This is a genomic window from Algoriphagus marincola DSM 16067, assembly GCF_000429405.1.
Classification (GTDB): Bacteria; Bacteroidota; Bacteroidia; order Cytophagales; family Cyclobacteriaceae; genus Algoriphagus; species Algoriphagus marincola.
Genome location: NZ_AUBU01000021.1, coordinates 1 through 18,720 on the forward strand (window position 1 = coordinate 1; position 18,720 = coordinate 18,720).

An 18,720-nucleotide genomic window follows, 5' to 3' on the forward strand; every position below is an offset into this window, starting at 1 on the left:
ATACGGCTATGCGATCAAAAGCTGGAGAGACAACTGGGAAGAACTGACCGCATTTCTGGACTTTCCGCTGGAAATCAGAAAAATTATCTACACAACCAACATCATCGAAAACCTGAATGGAAAAATCAGAAAATACACCAACAACAAGCTTTCCTACCCAACCGATGAAGCCGTACTGAAATCAGTATTCTTGGCAGTCATGGAAGCAACAAAAAAATGGACCATGCCTATCCGAGATTGGGGCATGATCCTAAACCAATTTATGATTATGTTTGAAAACCGTATAAAACTCTAACTAACCCTAAAATCTATTTACACACTTTTTGGGATAGTGTCGGGATTTCTTTACAAGCTTTGTCAAACCCTTCACGACTGATAGCAAGTACTTCGGTGTCTTTTCCCGCTTGTATTGTACAATTAGAAGGAGTTCTATTCCGAAAACTATCTAAATCAGTTATCCAATAATCGGAAATAGCCAATGATAATACTTCTTCTGTGCCTGAATGCGTGTTGATTTGGCTGAGATGCAATGCACCAGAGGATATATAATAATCGTAATTGCAGATTGAGCCAGGGTTTAGTATGATTTCTTTCTTTTTAAAACTGAACGAAGTGAAATGGCTAAGTGCCTCCTCCATTTGAACGGAATCAAGGTGGATAAACCTTAGAATATGTTCTTTTAGTGGCTCTGTATGCATCGTTACTCTATTATTGGTTCAATTAAATCCCAAAGATTGCCGTATAAATCTTTAAACACTGCAACCCTTCCATAGCTATGGGATTCGGGTTCACGTATAAATTCAACTCCATTTGATAAGAAGGCAGAATAGTCTTGGGAAAAATCAGTTGTATATAGGAACAAGAATACTCTTCCTCCTGATTGATTTCCTATGAATTGGCTTTGGTGCTCGGTAGAGGCTTTAGCTAAAAGCAATTGGAACGTTGAGTAACTGTCCGGTGCAATTGTTACCCAGCGTTTGTCCCCCTGATCAGGTAATGGTTTATCCTCAATAAGTTTAAAATTGAGTTTACCTGTATACCATTGAATAGCTTCGTCATAGTCTTTTACCAGAATGGCGACTTTTCCAATATTTCGAGTCATTCTTCATTATATTTTAATAAAATATTTAAATGTGCATTGAACGCGGGGTATGCTGAGTTAATTGCACTAAAAAATCTTTTGTCAAATTCTTCAACGGCTTGTATGGCTGGTTTAACAACTTCTAATCCTGCCTTTGTGAGCATTAGAACTTTCGCACGTGTGTCCTTTTTATGATTAGCCCTGTTTATTAAACCTTTTGATTGAAGAGTTTTTAAAACAGTAGAAGTTGTCATTGGGTCGATTTTAGCAAAATTTGCCAATAATATTTGTGTTACTTCGTTATTGTTTGATTGAAGCCAGTGTGTTGATGCTAATAGTACAAATTGTGAATGTGTCAAATCATAAGGGCTTAACGCTTTTTTAATCTCCCTTTGCCAAAGGTTCGTAACCTTCCATAGCATGAAACCAGTACTATAGTCTGGTTTTTCATAGATGAAATCTGAGTTTTCCATTTTCTAAGTGTTTTTTTCAGCTAATGCAACTAAGTTTTTTAGAGTTTCTGGCAAGCCCTTTTCTAAATTGCTGCCTATAACTTTAGAAAATAGAAATGAGAGTGGACCAGACATTACAAATTTGTGCGTTATTCTTATCTCTTTCTCGCCTTCAATGATGTAATGAATAATCTTCATTTTGCATAATGGCAGGGAACTAGTTGCCGTAAATGATTTTAACGGTGTACATTCTGTAATTTCAAATTTTGACTTTGGACCTTTTGTTGGGGTTAAAAATCCTTTTGCTCCTTCTATTAATGCACCCTCAATGCTGGAGCTTTTTATTTCTAAATCCCAATGATTCCAATCGCTCACGTTCGACCAAAGTTGCCAAACTTTTTCCTTTGATGCTGTTGTTGATTTGCTTACTTCAAATGACCACATAATTGAATTTGTTTTGAATTATAAGTGCAAATATAATAAGTGCACATATAATATGAAACATTAAACCTCAAAATCCTTCATAGCCGGAAGAGTAATTTCCAGCGGGCAAATGGCAGGGCTGAGGTTGAGAATTGTATTTAGCATCATCCAAAGATCTTCCATTGGGATTTGTTTTCCGTTGTGTTTTGAGAGGGTTTCGGCTGTTGAATGTTTGTTATCTGTGTCAATGTAACCTGGATTGATTAGGGTCACTGATAGGTTTTTATCCTTGAAGCCAGCCCTAAGGCTTTGAGCGATGCCCCTTAGGGCAAATTTTGAAGCATTGAAAGTGACTTCTGGCCTGCCAGTATTATCCAATGCTGAGGTTGAGCCTGTAAGTATGATTTGCGGTTTGGTCGAATCAAGAAGCTTGGGTAAAAGAGCTTGGATTTGAAAAATGCAGGAAGTTATGTTGGTGTTAATCATTGCCTCCAAATGAGTAGGATCGTCTTTTAAAAATGAATAATCACGCTCAAATGCTCTTTCTTCCCAAACACCAACATTGTAAATTAAAACGTCAATAGGAGTATCATGGAGTTTTGACAATACCGCTTCTCTTGCCTTCAAAGGTTCTGAAAGATCGGCGGTTAGCCAATAATGATGGGGTTCAGCCCACTGTGGTCTTTTACGTGAAATACCAATGACCTTGTACATTGGATTGATTTCCAAATTATTGAAGTAATATCTACCAAGACCTTGGCTGGCACCATAGATGATGATTGTTCTTTTATCCATGTTATTGAAGTTGATATCTATAAAAAAGACCCAGAGAATGAGAACCTTTCCAGTTTTTATTCCAGCTGAGATCCAAAATTGCTCCTATAGCATTGCTACCGTAGGAGGGGCCTAGACTGATACTAATTGCTGTAGTTTTCTGACATGTAATGAATTTAGAAGATGCACTGACCTGAAAAAACGGTTTCCAGCCCTTTTTTAAAGGTTGATAAAAGTACCATAAAAAGACATCCAAGCCATTAGGTTGGGAGGGAGAAAAACTAAGTAAAGAATAGAGAGAAGAATTGGAGTTTCCATCACTGAATTGAATTCCTAATGAAGGTTCAACGCTCTTTTGTGAAAAAGATCCACCGGCTGCCAACCCAATTCCTTTCCATAAATCAATTCCTAGAAAAGGGGAGAGAAAAGATGAGTTTTCAGATGAAGAATCGAAGTTCCATACCCCAGAAGTAAAGGTATATAGACTTAGCTTAGTGCTTAATGAATCTAACGTGTTGAAATACCAATGTTCAAAGGAAAATGAAGAAGAATTGACCTTAAGTTCCAACGCACTTTGACCATTTACTTTTGGAAAGGATAGCAAAATGCATATGACTGTACCCACAAGCGCTCTCATTATTTTTGAGATAAAACTATGGGAGACTTTGAGATTGTGCCTTACATATTTTTCGGTTTTTTTCTAAACTGTATAGGGGTAATACCATTCATTTCTTTGAAAAAATTGCTGAAATGTGCCGGAGAAGAAAATCCTAGCTCAAAAGCAATTTCGCTTCCGCTTAGTTGGGTGTAAAGAAGATGAGTTTGGGCTAGTTTGTTTAAAAATCTTTTCAAATGCTGAGAAGGAGGGAGGTTACTAACTTCTTTGACAGTATCCGAAAGGTGTGTGTAAGAGATAGCCATTTCCTCAGCAAAATGTTTTATTGATTTTGAGGATAAATTTGATGACTGAATATGAGCTAAAAATCTTTGAAAGATCTCCTCCTTTCGGTTTGAGGAGGCTGTTTTTCCCTGAGACACTACTAAAATTTTTGAAAGTTTTAAATAAAATTTCTCAAAGGTGTACTTTGCTGATGAGGTAAAGCTTATTTCCCTTTCCAGTTGATCATAAATTAGTTCAAGCTCTGAAAATTCAGCTTGAGTTAATTTGAGACTGTTTTCTTTCTTGGGATCGAAAAGAGGATATCTTTTAAAAAATGGGCTTTGATAATTGCTGATTTCAAGGAGTTCTGGGCTGATTAGAAGCATTTTAATATCTCCTGAATAATCATGAGCAGTGCATTGTTGAATTTCAAGCGGAGCAATACAGGACAATACGGGATTTTGTTGCGTTTCCTGATTAAAGCCGCTTACACTAAATCGCATCATTTGTGGGTAGGAAAGAGTAATCTCAAAAAAGTCATTTCGATAGACCGGTGTGGAGTGTGAAAGAGATGCCAGGTTCTTTGAAAACCTGATCAGGAAAAGGTTTTGACTAGGGTCACTTTGATAACTGAATATTCCGGCCATTTTGAAATATTCTCGATGCGTTTTAAATACTTCCATTTTAAAAAAATAGTTTTGCTGATAAGACTACATTCGGTTTAGGGGTTTATCAGAATACAACAAATCTTGACCAAAATTGAGTTTCTCTAATCACAAATTTGTTTGAGTTCTTAATTTTACAGAGATGAGTGAATTATAGAAATTGAAGTTTCCTGTGAATAATAGGACTAAGTTATCTTTGTAATTATTTGCTTGCTTCAAATTAAATCTGTCACATTTTTATTCAAATAAGTCATGAAAATCGATTATAACGGAAGGATTTTTAAACTTGTTGAAACTTCTGGTACGGGTGAGTTGGATCCAAATCAAATTTTTCTTTACGAGCAAACTGGAGAGGTTTTAACCTGTATCTATAAAGGAAAAGGAATAGTTTCCGGCCATATTTTAGGAAAAGTCAATCCTCAGGATGGAAGCCTGATTTTTTTGTATCATCAGTTGAATGAGGAAGGGGACTTATCCAGTGGAATATGCAGATCAACTCCAAATAGACTAGAATCGGGAAAAATCCTTCTGAATGAAAAATGGGAATGGATATCTGGAAAAACGGGAAGCGGGGAAAGTGTCTTGGAAGAAGTCAAATATGAAAGACCCGGTTTTGACCAATAAAAATTACTTGACATAAGACTTCAGATCAAAAGTTTAACCTTTTCGTAATCTGTAAACCTTCCTTTCGAGCAAATCCTGATGCATTTTGCAAGTATAATTTAAACTTGATTTTATGGTGAAAAATCTCTACTCCTTATTTTTGATTCTCCTTCTCCTTAGCCCATTTGCAGGGTGGTCACAGGAGGTATTTATCAATGAAATCCATTATGATAATGCCAGTACGGACGTCGGTGAAGCAATCGAAATAGCTGGTCCTGCGGGAACTGACCTAACGGGATGGTCCATTGTTTTGTATAATGGTAACGGTGGTGCTGTATATGATACCAAAGATTTAAGTGGCACTATTCCTGACTCGGGCAACGGGTTTGGATTTGTCACACAATCTTACCCCACAAATGGTATTCAAAACGGTAGTCCTGACGGAATCGCTTTGGTGGATAATGGAACTGTGGTTCAGTTTCTAAGCTATGAAGGTTCTTTTACTGCTATAGGCGGTCCTGCAAACGGATTAGTCAGTGTGGACATTGGGGTTTCGGAAAGCAGCTCTGCTCCGGTAGGTACTTCGCTTCAGCTCACCGGAAATGGTAAGCTTTATTCTGATTTTTCATGGGCAGAAAGTGCCGCTTCCACCTTTGGTGCTGGAAACAATAACCAAACTTTCCTTTCCAATCCAGTGGTTTTTGTCAATGAATTTCACTACGACAATGTAAGTACAGATGTAAATGAAGGGATTGAATTAGCAGGTACGGCCGGTCTTGACCTATTGGGATATTCCCTTGTTTTATACAATGGGAACGGAGGATCTTCCTACAATACCATCAGTCTTTCAGGAATTCTTCCCAATCAGGACAATGGATTTGGTACTGCCTTTTTCTCTGTTTCAGGACTTCAAAACGGGGCACCTGACGGATTTGCTTTGGTCGATCCTGAAGGCAATGTAATCCAGTTTTTAAGTTATGAAGGAAATTTTGTAGCTGTGGGTGGTCCTGCTGATGGTTTATCCAGCCAAGATGTAGGAGTATCCCAGGGCTCCAGTACGCCTGTCGGGACTTCTTTACAACTTCAAGGTACTGGTAACAAGTACGAGGACTTTACTTGGTCTGAAAGTATAACTAGCACCTATAATCAGATCAATTCAGGCCAAAGCTTTGGTGGAGTAATCGTAGACCCTGAGCCAGTCCTGATTTCCATCGCGGAGGCTAGAACCAAGCCTCAGGGTTCGGAAGTATTGGTGAAAGGTGTTTTGACGGCATCTGATCAATTAGGAGGCCCTGCATTTTTGCAGGATGAAACGGGAGGGATTCCTGTTTTTGATGCTCAGGTACATGGAACCGGATTGTATCAGATCGGAGACGAGATTCAGATCTTGGCCAGTGTAGGGGCTTTCAACCAGCAGGTCCAGTTGGGTAATGTATCTGAAATCGAACTAATCAGTTCCGGTAATCCAATCTCACCTAGAGTAGTTTCTATAGCAGAGATCAATCCAAGCCTGGAAGGACAGTTTATCCAGATTCCCGCAGCTGCCTTTGCTATTCCAAAGGGACTTCTATTCCCTGAAAGTAACTATGTAATTACTGACGGTACCGGCACAATTGACCTGCGAATCGACGGTCAGGTGAGCAGTTTGATTGGCAGAGTGATCCCAGCTGATGCACAGACCATCACCGGAGTATTGGGAAGCTTCCGGGGCACTTTGCAATTGTTCCCAAGGTTTATTGATGATTTGCCGGGTACTACTCCTTTCGAGCCAGCAGGATCGGATATTCCTGCCGGAGAGACCTTGGATGTGATGACATGGAACATGGAATTCTTTGGAGCTACCATCAATAATTTTGGTCCAAATGATATCACACTTCAAGCCGCCAATGCCCTTCAGGTACTTCAAGCTACCCTGCCTGATGTGATTGCAGTACAGGAAGTAAGTGATGAGGATCTTCTGGCCGGCATAGTAGCTCAATTGCCTGGATATGCTGTGATTTGCTCTGACCGATTCTCCCGGTCTTTTGAAGGGCCGGATCCTACATTCCCTCCTCAGAAGCTATGTCTGATTTACAATACTGAGGTGATTGAAATTCAGGAGACCAAAGTCTTGTTTGAGCAAATTTACGATGAAGCCAGAATGGGTTTGAATAATCTGTTGGATGGCTACCCAACAGGTACCGCTTCTTCTTTCTGGTCCAGTGGACGTTTGCCTTGGCTGATCACTGCCGTTGCAGATATCAATGGAGTTAAGGAAAAAATCAACTTCATCAATATTCATGCGAAGTCAGGTTCATCCAATGAGGATTTACTCAGAAGGAGATTTGATAATCAGGCTTTGAAAGATAGCTTGGATGCCTTCTATGCAGATGAAAACATTATTCTGTTGGGTGACTACAATGATGATTTGGATGAATCGATCGGATCAGGAGCCAGCACCTTTGAGGTGATCATCACTGATCCTGATTTTGACGGGGTCACGGTGAGCTTGAGTGAAGCGGGGCTACGATCCTTTATTTTCAATGATAATATGATCGACCATATTACCCTTTCCAACGAATTGTATGACAACTATCTGGAGGGTTCAGAGACTCTGTTCATTCCATTCAACCTCATTTCAAACTATGCAAATACTACCTCAGATCACCTGCCAGTATCAGTTCGTTTGAAGGCAGGTGAACCCTTGGTATCTGATGCCGGAGAAGGTGGAGTCGTTTATTTGGGGTATGCACCTTTGGAAAGCATCACACTCCGAGCAGCTGATGCTTCCGGAGGAAATGGTGCCTACACTTATACTTGGAGTGATGGACAGGAAGGTCAGGAAATCATAGTGTCTCCAAAAGAGACAACTACCTATACGCTTACTGTGACTGATGAGGCAGGAAATGTGTTCATAGATGAAGTAACCGTCTGTGTAGTGGATGTGAGAAGTGGAAGAAAAGGAGATCGTGTCTTGGTTTGTCTTCCACTGGGTAATTCTGGAAAAAAACGAACTCTTAGTGTATCGCCATTTGCTGTACCAGCTCTGCTAAAGAGAGGAGCAACTTTGGGAGCATGCGGCACAGCTCCATGTCAAACAAGTGGAGGCGAGCCATCTGAAGCAGATTTCAAATCAGCAAAAATCAGAAGATTCTTTCCAAATCCAATGGATGCTGAGATTCACCTGGAATTGGACCAGCCGATTACCATAGAGGTCTCCTATGTCTTGTTCAATCATAGGGGGGAAACAATCAGCTTCGGTCTAGCTGAATTTGTGGAAGGAAAATTGAGTTTGAATTTCTCTGAAAATCAATTGGAAAGAGGTTTATACTACCTTCACTTAAGTCAGGGTCAGGAAACAAAAATTGTAAGGCTGTTTAAACGCTAACTAAATGAAAATACCCTGTCAATTCAAATGAACTAGCTCCCAAATATTGGACGGTTTTGAGAATGATTTAAATAAAAAGAAAGAGCCCGGTATAGTACCGGGCTTTTTCTGTTTAGTCTGATCTAAACTCAAACTCAGTAGAAGAGGGAGTTCAAAGTAAGATCATATATTTTATTAGTTTGAAAGTTCTCCTAAACTTTCTGTTTTGAGTTGATTTTTTAAAAGAAGAGAATCAGTATTTCATATCTACTTATTTTTTCTTTTATTTAAGTAAGTTTTTGATTTACATTTAATTAGATGTTTTCCAAACCTTCCTTGAAAACCCTGATTTTTATGGTTTTAGGGAATTTCACACTGAAAAATCAATCTTATGCTTATACATTCTGATAAAAGTGAAAAAGTAAATGATCCCTTCCAAAAACCTGTAAAGGCTAATTCCCAAGCCAACGCTAAAAGCCCTTTTCAGTTTGTGGATAATCGATCTGAGACTATGCTTCAGAAAACTATGCAGCAAATGGCTGATAAGACTAAGGGCGATATGGATGATCAATTATTTAACCCTAAGCAAAAAATGAGGGAAAATTATGGTGTGTCCCAGTTCAAAAAGTCAGTTGGAATGAATGTGGGATCATCTGATTTGGTGAAACAGCCCAATGATACCGGATTACCTAATCAACTCAAATCGGGAATAGAAAACCTTTCGGGTTATTCTATGGATGATGTGAAAGTACATTACAATTCCGGAAAACCTGCCCAACTTCAGGCCCATGCCTTTGCTCAGGGTACTGATATCCATTTGGCCTCAGGACAGGAGAAACATCTTGCCCATGAAGCATGGCATGTGGTGCAGCAGAAGCAGGGGAGGGTGAAGCCTACTTTGCAGATGAAAGGCGGAGTTTCTATAAATGATGACCATGGATTGGAAAGAGAAGCTGATTTAATGGGGCAGAAGGCTGAACAAAATGACGGTGATTTCCAAGATTCTCAGCTAATAGAAAATCCACGTTTGACTCACCTTTCCATTCAAAAGAAACAAATCATTCAGCTAGTGCTTTCTGAAGAGCAACTAATCGACTTCTACAATGAAAAATTGTATCAAGGAAAAATTCTTTCTGAAATTTTAGAGGAGAATGATTATTTGGATGATGATGAGAAAGAACAGCTAGGGACTTATTTTTACAATAGAGATAAGGATTTAGCAAAATCAAAAAGAGTGAAAGATGCATTAGATTCAATTGATAAGTCTACTAAAATGTCAAGGTGGGATTATGATGGAAAGACTTATCATTTGAATTTTACTACTGAGACCCACCATGTTACTGAGGAAGGAAATCCAAAAAAACATTATTTCTTTGAGGGAACAGGTGCTGATATCCAACCTAAGCAATGTACTCCTGAGGAAAGAGGTAGAAATAGTAAGGAAAGTAAATTCACATTTTCAAGTTTACCGGAGGAAGTTCGAGATTTTGTAAAGACTTATTGGTATAAGCTTTAGTCAAATCAGAATGGGTAATAGCAAAGCCAAACCCATCGGTAAAATGTCATTCCAGAGTAATTCAATAAATGTGCTTGTATTTTTATCAGTAAATTAAAAAAATATCTGTAGTCCTACCATATAATCAGCGAACAAATGATGCAAAACCATCAAGTTGTGTGGAGCGGTAAGCCAAACCGAAGATACTTCGGTCAAAAACTTTTTGATTGACTCATAATTGCTTCAATTAACCCATCTTCGTATGATTGCGGATAATCATTATTTAATTTTTCTGGGTAAAGCAATAGAAGGTTCTTGGCAAATTTCCCATTCCCTCCATTTGGAAGGGATATCGATCAGCATATGAACCTTACTGAGTTTTCAATCTCAACTCAGATCCCTGATCTTTTTCACAAAAATATACCAAGTCAAGAAACCCAATCCTCCAAGTATAGCTGTTACTAATACAAAAGAGTGCCAAGAAAGAGAATATCTTACCAGCATAAAGGAATACATAAAACCAAAAACGGTAATTGCTATCCCCCAATTGAGATACTTCCAAAAGCCCAAAGTCTCAGCTGAAAGATTTTTTGCCTTTTTCGCCTGTCGGTTCAAGGCAATCCAAATCCCTGTAAGAATCAATCCAGAGAGTGAAAGTCCAGCCACAAACCAGATGATTTTGGTAATCAAACCGCCCCAATTACCAAAATGTAAAGGATCTGCAATATCATTTAAATACATTACAGTTGGTATTTGAGTTGCCTTCTGAACCTCCAACACTTCGTAGGTAGAAGGATCCACATAGACTCTGTTTGAACGTTTTCTTACCAACGGAACATTGCTTTTGCCGCGGATATAAATAGGATTTTCCAAGGAATTGGTTGGGACAATGCCACCGATTCGAAGTTCGGGAATTTGAGCTAAAGCTTTCCTTGCCGCCAAATCGTAATCCAGTGTGAAAGAAAAGGCAATTTCATGCTGGGGATTCATACTTTTCTTTTCCAACTTGGGTGCAGGTGGATTAGAAATGCCAGATACGTTTGCAATATTGGTTCGCTCTGTGAAATACCAAATTCCAGTGATCGAAAATAGCAGGGCAAAAGGTAGGGACCATAAACCTACCACGCGATGAAGACTGCGGAAAAACACCAAAGGATTTGTACCGGATTTGAAATCCATAAACTTCTTCCACCATTTTTTATAAAAAACCAGTGCAGTCGCCACGGTGGCCAACAAGAAAAAAGCAAAAACAAGAACTATGAAGTACCCTACTTGATAGAAAGGAATGAACAGGTAATAATGAAAATCCCTGAAAAATCGCTGAAAAGTCACCGTCGTGCTTCCTCTGACTTCGCCTTTGTAAGCATCCACAAAGACATAATGTCGCTGATCTCCTACTTCTACATAGGCTATATCATTCAGATAGGATTCCTCCGGCATCAACCAATAGGTCAATTTTCCAGAAGGAAAAGCCTCTCCAACCGCCCGGGCGAGTTCATTATAATGAACTCGTTCTCCTACCTTTTCTGCCCGCAGTCCGGGATAAAAAAGCCAGTCCATTTCATTGCTCAGAGTAGCTAGGGTACCAGAAAAGCATACTATAAAAAATAGTATGCTTAACTTGATACCTATCCAGCTATGAATCTGAAAAAAAGATTTTTTATTCAGTTTCACTTAGGAATATGTTTTATTGTTTTAGAAAGTATAAGATACCGTAGTCATGATATTTCGGGGTGCTCCAGGGAAAGCCCGGATCACGTCATAGCCACCTACCCAATGCGTTTTATCAGTCAGGTTATTCACATTTACCTGAAACTGCACCTTATCTATCTTGTAGTAAAGAGCTGCATCGATGATTCCGTAAGAAGGAAATACATCAGGCCGCTCAGAGGAAACGATCGACCCAAAACGATCTGACACATAATTATATCCAAGACCAATACCCAAACCGTTCAGTGAACCATTTTCAAAGATATACTTGGACCAAAAGTTTGCTGTATTTCGCGGCGCATTGGGTTTTTGTCTTCCTATGACACTCTCATCATCTGCTTGGGTAATTTTGGCATCGTTGAAGGCATATCCAGCTACGATAGACCAATTGGGAAGAATATTTCCCGTCACATTCAATTCTACGCCCTGGGACTCTTCCTCACCAAGCTGAACAAGGCGCTCCGGATTATTGGGATCATTGGCATTGTAAAGACCGCCTCGTTCCACGATTTGATATAGAGATAGGGTCGCGCTTACACGCTTGTTGAACCATTCACTTTTGGCTCCTACTTCAAACATCTCACTGGTCAATGGGTCAAAAGGCCCTCCTGCTTCAGGATTGATGATTCCCGCTGCCCCTTGTGGCTGGTACCCCTGTACCCAAGTACCATAAAAGTTGATAGTTGGATTGAGGGTGTAGACTAAGCCTACTCTTGGGAGCAGGGCTTGCTGATCCACTTTTTCCTCTGCTGGGCTGTTGTAGTTTAGATAGTCTGTGAAGTATTCCTGTCTCAAGCCAAGTAATACCTTCAAAGGTCCAATTTCTGATTGATTCTGGAGGTATATTCCATGTGACTGCTGAAGAAATTGATTGAAAGTCACTGTATTGTAAATGTAATTACTCATATCCCTCATCCCGTTCGCAGTAGGAGAAGTAAGGTCAAAATGAGCTACATTAGTAGCCGGATTTCCATTGGCATCCAAGGCATAGTTGTCAATATTGGCAGGATTAAAGCCATTGGTTGCAGTTCCATTTTTCAGCAAATAAGATCGGGCTTCAAGCTGAGATCCACCCGGTAATTGTTCCTGTCGGAAGTAATCATATCCGATCAAAGCTGTGTTTTTGATACTTCCGATCTGATAATCCGCATTGATATAGTTGTTGATGGCATTGTTATTCCAAGATCTTTTTCGGATAAAAACCCGCATGGCCACCTTGGTTTCATCAAATGATCCATCAGCCAAAGAAGCGAATCGATTGGAAGTTCTATGCTCCAACAAATCCTCCGTGTAGGACGAAAGTTGGTAAGTACTGTTGAAACTTATTTTATCCGAGAAATTATGTCTTAAAGAGACCGTCGTATTGATCGTCGTTTCGTCTAAGAAATCATTTACCGCACTCAGCGAAGTGGTAATGGGAGTAGTAAAAAGATCTCTATTTCCAAAAGCAGCCTGACCACGGTCCAATCTTCCTTTGGAGTCCTGATATACGATATCAAAATTCAAGCTTGTGTTTTCACTGGGCAAAAATGCAAATGAAGGAGCTATGACTAGGTTTCGGCTAAATTGGAGATCTCTGAAGCCATCTGAGTTTTCGAAGCCAAGATTTAATCTATACAGCAGTTTTTTATCTTCAGTCATGGCGCCGGTAAAGTCTGCCAATGTTCTCAGGGTATTGAAGCTACCGACCGAAGCTGAGATAGATTTACGGGATTCGGCCAAGGGTTTTTTAGTTACCCGGTTGATAGAACCGCCCGGGGAGGCATTCCCAAATAGTGCAGATACAGGGCCTTTGATTACTTCAACCCGCTCGATGTGTGGAATGAGTTGGGGCTTCCAAAAGCTTGTAAAAGTCCGCATTCCATTTAGAAGTGTTCCGAAATTCCGCTGTCCCTGAACCCGAAAACCACGAATCGTGATATCATTGTAAAAGCTAAATTGATTCACACCCGCCACATTTTTGACGACATCATTGACCGTAAAAGCCACCTGATCCAGCATTAATTCCTTGGTAACGAAATTGATCGAAGCAGGTACATCCTTTACCATGGAGGCTGTTTTCGTACCAGAGAAAGTCTCCTTATTATCATAGCCGATCTCGCGTCTTCCAGTGATTTCTACCGTTTGAAGCCCCTGCAAGACTTCCTGCAGGCTAAAAGAAATTTCCACTGTCCCTCCTGAATTGATTGTTACCGTTTGTGAAACTGCTTCAAAACCAATAGAGGAAGCAGTCACAGTAAACTGTCCATCGGAAAGTCCCAAGATCTCAAAACTTCCTGAAGCTGTACTGACGGCACCTTTTGAGGTGCCTTTTACGCTGATATTGGCAAATTCAATGGGGTTTCCATCTTGGTTTGTGACCAAGCCCTTAATTTTTCCGCTTTGTCCGAATACACTCCAAGAGGAAATGCAGAAGATAATCAAGAAAGAGAATCGTATATGTTTGCTCATTACTTTTATTTAGATTGATTTTAAACAATGGCAAAGATAAATGAGTGGAAGAATACAATCCAAGATTTATTTAGATTATTTCTAAATTAATTTTGGTAAGAAAAGAGATTGCTGATTGGGGTATTTCTTAATCATTTGAAGGGTTTTGTGCCAAAAGCTGGCTCAACTACTTGTATTTAAATAAGTTGGTAATTACGATGACTTATTAATTTTGGAAGCATCCAAAAAACGAAGAAGGGTTAAACTTTCGGTCGTGAAATCAGTCTAACGACCAAAATGGATTGATTATGAGACATATATTTTTTCTGGTTATTGCTTCTTTTCTCTTTTCCTGTGAAGTGGGTGGTGAGGAGATTTCTAATACTACAGAAGGTCATGTATCTTATTTTCCACCCTTGAATTCTCAGGATTGGGAACGTATTTCTCCATCCGAATTAAATTGGAACCTATCCCAGCTTGATCAATTATTGGAATATTTAGAACGGAATAATACCCGAGCATTTATTATCCTGAAGGATGGAAAAATCATAGTTGAGGAGTATTTCGGTAATACTATTTTAGGTACAGCACCTTTTGATCAAAACTCCCAGTGGTACTGGGCTTCTGCCGGAAAAACAATCACAGCCACTTTAGTGGGTATTGCTCAAGAGGAGGGATTTTTAAATATTAACAAGCCATCAGCTGACTATCTCGGTAGTGGTTGGACCAGCTTAGATTCCGAAAAAGAACAATTGATCACCGTACGGAATCAATTGACCATGACTACTGGCTTATCCTTTGAGGTACCGGACCTAAATTGTACTCTCCCTATCTGTTTGTCCTATAAATCTGATGCTGGCCAACAGTGGTTTTATCATAATGCGCCTTACACACTTCTTGAAAAGGTGATTGAAAATGCCACTGGAAATAGCTTAAATGAATATACTAACCTGGCCCTCAAATCTAAAATTGGAATGAATGGACAATGGATATCCCAGGGATATAATAATGTGTATTGGAGCACGGCTAGAGATATGGCACGATTTGGACTGTTGATCCTCAATGAAGGAAAATGGGGCGATAAAGAGGTGATTTCTGATGCGGATTATTACCGGGAGATGATTTCAAGCTCCCAAAACTTAAACCTCTCTTACGGGTATTTATGGTGGCTAAATGGAAAAGAATCCATTATTTGGCCAGGAATTTCCAACTCGTTTGCTACCCAACTATCGGATGCTGCAACTGATGATTTATATGCGGGGATGGGTAAAAATGGCCAATTTGTCGAAATTGTTCCAAGTCAAAATCTTGTAGTCATCAGACTTGGAGAGGCCCCGGATGACTCATTGGTGCCCATTTCATTTCATAACGAAATGTGGGAAAAATTGGGTTTAGTTTTGAAAAAGTGATTGGGGTTTTAGCTTTTGAAAAATTATTGGATATAATTTCAGTTAGGCCGTTTTCGATTAGTCTAGAGATTCTGAAGTATTGAATTCAGTGATCCACAATTTGAAATACTTTTATCCTTCCTTCGAGCATGTTAGTTAATCAGCGTTTTAACCTATGTTTTGAGTAAAGTCAATAGTAGGGCTACTTATTCCTTGTTCAACTTCATAAGTTTAATTATACCACTTGGAAATTTTTAACGAAGAAGGTATTTAAAATTCAATTTTTTTAATCAAATTGCATGTAAGGTTCAGATTTTCAGGTAAGTAATGTAGGAATTGTTTTTTCAAGAGCCTTAATAGTCTTGAATATTTTGAATTCTGATCATCTTTTTAAACCTCACCAATTTTTTGGAGCATGTTTATCCTAGACAGATTAAAGATGTAATGAGAGTACTCTTTTTAAAACTGTATTTTTATGGAACAGATAAAGCAAAAAAATGACACCCATGTTGTTTCGTATCTTACTTTACGTAGGCTGATTGGTATTTTAGGAATGGCCTTACCTTTCGCATGTTGGATAGCCAATGCTATTGTCAATAAATTTGATTTATTGAATAATGAGAATCTAGCGATTTTAAATCCAGGTGCCAGTTATCAAGCTCAACGCAACCTAAAGGAAAGTATAAGTCATTTTTATTATACGGCATCAGCCCCGATGTTTATTGGAATTCTCATCACTGTTGCAATTTTTTTATTTTGTTATTCAGGCTACGAACCAAGGGAGGATGATAAATACAAATGGATCACAGACAAACTTGTTACCACATTGGCTGGCATCGCAGCTTTGGGAATAGTCATTTTTCCAACCTCCTCTTGTGAGGTAATAATAGACAACTTCTTCATTTTTAGAGCAAGTAAAATAATTGGGCTTATTCATTTGATCTTTGCAGCTGCCTTTTTTATCCTGATGGCACTTCTTTGTTTGGTGAATTTTAGAAGACAAGGAGATAAAGGACCTTTTGGAGAAGGTGAGTATGATAGCCTCTATCGTTTTTGCGGAGCTGCAATTCTTATCAGTATTGGGATTGTTTTTATCTATGGTAGCTTTCTCAAGGATATTGTCAACTTAGACCTCCCCGTTACTTTTATTTTCGAGACTGTTGCGCTTATTTCCTTTGGGGTTGCATGGCTTTTTAAAGGGAAATTATACGAAACGAATTTTATTCTGAATACTAAAAAAATGTTTAAATCAATCTCTCCTTCCTCAAATGAATAATGAAATCCAAAACACAGTAATCACTGTTATCGCTGCAATTGCCGGAATAAATCCGCAACAAGTTGAACTGGAATACAAGATTTCAGGACCACCATTAAAAATATCCAATCCAGATATAACCTACTTAGCTATGGCATTAAGGGCAATTGTCAAATCTTCAAATAGTGGAAAAACGCTTAAGAAGAGAGAACTGACAAAATCAGGAATTACAGTAAAGCAAATAGTGGAACTTATGGAAACCAAGCTAAAACCATGAAAAAAGTCTATCTTATATGGTTGATTTTCTTTCCTATTTCCGTTTTTGGACAAGAAAAGGAAGAGAAGCGAGATTTTTTTCAGTGGTTGACTGATGGGAATATTGGTTTAAGAAAGAGTTATGCAAGTTCATCGAGAGATGAACAAAAGCCAGCGAGTTTCTTTTTTAATCGTGATATAGAAAATAATTCAAATTTTCTTACGGTAGATCTAGGCCTAAAAATCAAAGAGTGGGATGTGTTGGAAAATACATCAATCGGAGACAAAGCGGCATTGATCTTTTATCCTAAACTTGAATATCATCGAAATACCCAGGAAGAAAATGAGAAGAATTCTTTATCTGGAGGAGTAAACATGGAGTTTTTTCCTGTTCCGTATAAGACACCTGTCACAGAAGGCTGGTCATTGTCTCCTTGGATTCTGGGGTCCGTTGATTTTAAAAATGACAAAGTCAGCGAATTACAGACAATGAACTATAGCTCTTTTCTAAGTTTATTTAGTGCTAAGCCATTCCTCCCGGGAGGTAAGGCTAGGTCCAATAATGGTAATTTGGTTTTCAGATATTTTATTTATTCCGGGTATGAGATTTATTCTGCAACAGGTGAGAGAGAGGGAAATTCGTCGTATTGGTCAAATAGAGTTTTTATGGAACTATGGCCTTTTCCTGCCAAAAATCCAGAAAAAGAATTTGTACAGTTGACCTTCGAGTTTGCCAATCGAAAAGCTCTAAAAGATAATTTGTACGAAATGGGAAATATTAATTGGTTGACAGCAGGACTCAATATATATCCAATGGGAAGGTCCAATGTAGGCTTAGGATTATTGTATTCTAAAGGGGGTGATCCCACAAATTCCTTTCTTGAAACCGAAAGATTAGAGATGGGACTTAATTTGAAATTCTAGATTCGTTTCATTTTTGGATATAGATTGCTTGCTTTGATTTAATTACAAAACTGATGAAGTTAACCTTGTATTCTATTTGCTAAATCAATAATTATTAGAGTAAATGCTCAAAAGTGAGAATGATAGTTCGAAAGACACAATTATCTGTTGTGACGGTACTGGAAATAAAGTTACTGTAAATGAAAATTCAAAAACCAGTTGGCATTCTTTTGCATTTGCCGAATTTTTAACGGAATTGATGGCTCTGATTAAAGTCAGCTTTCATGTTATCAAATCTGCCAGAATCAATCCTATGGAGAGTTTGAAAGGGGAGTATGAAAGTATTGTATAAGCCGAATACTTAATAATAAAATCCGCAATTCTGTGGCTTTTCGGGACTTTTTTGAAGGTCACAGAAGAGAGGTCAAGGTGAAGCGGACTCTTCGCAGGATTTTAATTTACTGCGAAGGAGAAGGGGTATTTTAGTTTTAAACTAGAGTAAATTGACGCCTAAAATCATTGATAAATGCACTATTACTTATCTTTTATAAGGTTTAGGGAATTCACTATTGAAAAATATAAATACCTAATAGGGAAAATGATTGAAAATATTAGAAGAAATAAGTAAAAACTTATCTTCAACCTTTTTTCAGAAGATTTTATAAAATAAATCTTATTCAAGATTTCATTATTCTTAGCCTCTAATTCGGTGGTTGAATTATTACTTGAAAATTCGATTAATTCACTAGGATTTTTAAACCCTAATTTGATAAAATCATCTCTTAAACCATTTTTAGCCCATTTATCATTCCATCTATTTCTAATACTGTCTTTTTGTACGAGTTCATTTAGTCGATTCCAAATATCATTAGAAAAATAAGTGTAAATTAGTTTTTTTCTCCGCTCAATTTCTTGGGTATTTTTTTCTAATTCGGAACCGTTTATTTCTACATAAATTGTAAAAAAAAGAAAAGATAAAATTCCTGTACCTATACAAGAAAGAAAGTATAAATACTCTTTTGCTAGGGATTTTTTTGTTTCAAGCTTCATGTTTAACAGG

General features: G+C 38.4%; 19 protein-coding genes and 1 pseudogene. 10 read left to right on the forward strand and 10 right to left on the reverse strand.

Going from position 1 to position 18,720, the window contains the following annotated elements:
* Positions 1-295 (forward strand): transposase (locus G457_RS21550; RefSeq protein ID WP_035483978.1); only part of this gene is annotated, 295 nt, incomplete at its 5' end.
* A 13-nt stretch (positions 296-308) separates the two neighbouring features.
* On the opposite strand, the gene G457_RS0114080 is transcribed toward G457_RS21550, so the two are convergent.
* The 7 genes from G457_RS0114080 to G457_RS0114110 are packed head-to-tail and all read right to left on the reverse strand — an operon-like array spanning position 309 to position 4,293.
* Positions 309-698, reverse strand: a complete 390-nt coding sequence (locus G457_RS0114080; RefSeq protein WP_026947045.1) for a Crp/Fnr family transcriptional regulator — start codon at positions 696-698, stop codon at positions 309-311.
* A 2-nt stretch (positions 699-700) separates the two neighbouring features.
* Positions 701-1,102 carry a VOC family protein gene (locus tag G457_RS0114085; protein ID WP_026947046.1) on the reverse strand — a complete coding sequence of 134 codons (402 nt, stop codon included), beginning with the start codon at positions 1,100-1,102 and terminating at the stop codon, positions 701-703.
* Positions 1,099-1,554, reverse strand: coding sequence for a MarR family winged helix-turn-helix transcriptional regulator (locus G457_RS0114090; protein ID WP_026947047.1), 456 nt, complete (start codon positions 1,552-1,554; stop codon positions 1,099-1,101). The genes G457_RS0114085 and G457_RS0114090 overlap by 4 nt, the downstream gene beginning before the upstream one ends.
* A 3-nt stretch (positions 1,555-1,557) precedes the next feature.
* Positions 1,558-1,977 carry an SRPBCC family protein gene (locus G457_RS0114095; protein ID WP_026947048.1) on the reverse strand — a complete coding sequence of 140 codons (420 nt, stop codon included), beginning with the start codon at positions 1,975-1,977 and terminating at the stop codon, positions 1,558-1,560.
* Between the two features lie 60 nt (positions 1,978-2,037).
* Entirely contained in the window at positions 2,038-2,751 is a 714-nt protein-coding gene (locus G457_RS0114100; protein ID WP_035483981.1) for an SDR family NAD(P)-dependent oxidoreductase, read from the reverse strand.
* Between the two features lies 1 nt (position 2,752).
* Positions 2,753-3,367 (reverse strand): hypothetical protein, encoded by a 615-nt coding sequence (locus G457_RS0114105; RefSeq protein WP_026947050.1) that lies wholly within the window; start codon positions 3,365-3,367, stop codon positions 2,753-2,755.
* A gap of 41 nt (positions 3,368-3,408) precedes the next feature.
* Complete coding sequence (locus tag G457_RS0114110) at positions 3,409-4,293, reverse strand: AraC family transcriptional regulator (RefSeq protein ID WP_026947051.1); 885 nt, start codon at positions 4,291-4,293, stop codon at positions 3,409-3,411.
* Positions 4,294-4,527: 234 nt separating this feature from the next.
* Here G457_RS0114110 and G457_RS0114115 point away from each other — a divergent pair, with 234 nt between their 5' ends.
* From G457_RS0114115 to G457_RS23070, 4 genes and pseudogenes are all read left to right on the forward strand, one after another.
* Positions 4,528-4,899, forward strand: coding sequence for a hypothetical protein (locus tag G457_RS0114115; RefSeq protein ID WP_035483984.1), 372 nt, complete (start codon positions 4,528-4,530; stop codon positions 4,897-4,899).
* A gap of 112 nt (positions 4,900-5,011) precedes the next feature.
* The gene (locus tag G457_RS0114120) at positions 5,012-8,245 is read left to right on the forward strand and encodes a DUF5689 domain-containing protein (RefSeq protein ID WP_026947053.1); all 3,234 of its coding nucleotides are present in this window, start codon (positions 5,012-5,014) and stop codon (positions 8,243-8,245) included.
* A 370-nt stretch (positions 8,246-8,615) separates the two neighbouring features.
* Entirely contained in the window at positions 8,616-9,740 is a 1,125-nt protein-coding gene (locus G457_RS22600) for an eCIS core domain-containing protein (protein WP_211230230.1), read from the forward strand.
* Between the two features lie 78 nt (positions 9,741-9,818).
* Positions 9,819-9,950, forward strand: a pseudogene (locus G457_RS23070) (IS1595 family transposase); the annotation flags it as partial.
* 156 nt (positions 9,951-10,106) lie between these two features.
* On the opposite strand, the gene G457_RS0114135 reads toward G457_RS23070, so the two are convergent.
* Positions 10,107-11,393 (reverse strand): PepSY-associated TM helix domain-containing protein, encoded by a 1,287-nt coding sequence (locus G457_RS0114135; RefSeq protein ID WP_026947054.1) that lies wholly within the window; start codon positions 11,391-11,393, stop codon positions 10,107-10,109.
* Positions 11,394-11,414: 21 nt separating this feature from the next.
* On the reverse strand, positions 11,415-13,880 hold the full coding sequence (locus G457_RS0114140) for a TonB-dependent receptor (protein WP_026947055.1): 2,466 nt from the start codon (positions 13,878-13,880) through the stop codon (positions 11,415-11,417).
* 287 nt (positions 13,881-14,167) lie between these two features.
* On the opposite strand from G457_RS0114140, the gene G457_RS0114145 reads away from it, so the two are divergent.
* From G457_RS0114145 to G457_RS0114165, 5 genes are all read left to right on the forward strand, one after another.
* Complete coding sequence (locus G457_RS0114145; protein WP_035484000.1) at positions 14,168-15,268, forward strand: serine hydrolase domain-containing protein; 1,101 nt, start codon at positions 14,168-14,170, stop codon at positions 15,266-15,268.
* Between the two features lie 454 nt (positions 15,269-15,722).
* Positions 15,723-16,523 carry a hypothetical protein gene (locus tag G457_RS0114150; protein ID WP_026947057.1) on the forward strand — a complete coding sequence of 267 codons (801 nt, stop codon included), beginning with the start codon at positions 15,723-15,725 and terminating at the stop codon, positions 16,521-16,523.
* Complete coding sequence (locus tag G457_RS0114155) at positions 16,516-16,779, forward strand: hypothetical protein (RefSeq protein WP_026947058.1); 264 nt, start codon at positions 16,516-16,518, stop codon at positions 16,777-16,779. The genes G457_RS0114150 and G457_RS0114155 overlap by 8 nt, the downstream gene beginning before the upstream one ends.
* On the forward strand, positions 16,776-17,681 hold the full coding sequence (locus G457_RS0114160) for a hypothetical protein (RefSeq protein ID WP_026947059.1): 906 nt from the start codon (positions 16,776-16,778) through the stop codon (positions 17,679-17,681). Before G457_RS0114155 ends, G457_RS0114160 begins: the two co-directional genes overlap by 4 nt.
* A 103-nt stretch (positions 17,682-17,784) precedes the next feature.
* On the forward strand, positions 17,785-18,012 hold the full coding sequence (locus G457_RS0114165) for a hypothetical protein (RefSeq protein ID WP_026947060.1): 228 nt from the start codon (positions 17,785-17,787) through the stop codon (positions 18,010-18,012).
* A 182-nt stretch (positions 18,013-18,194) separates the two neighbouring features.
* On the opposite strand, the gene G457_RS0114170 is transcribed toward G457_RS0114165, so the two are convergent.
* Positions 18,195-18,710, reverse strand: coding sequence for a hypothetical protein (locus G457_RS0114170; RefSeq protein WP_026947061.1), 516 nt, complete (start codon positions 18,708-18,710; stop codon positions 18,195-18,197).
* Positions 18,711-18,720: the final 10 nt, after the last annotated feature.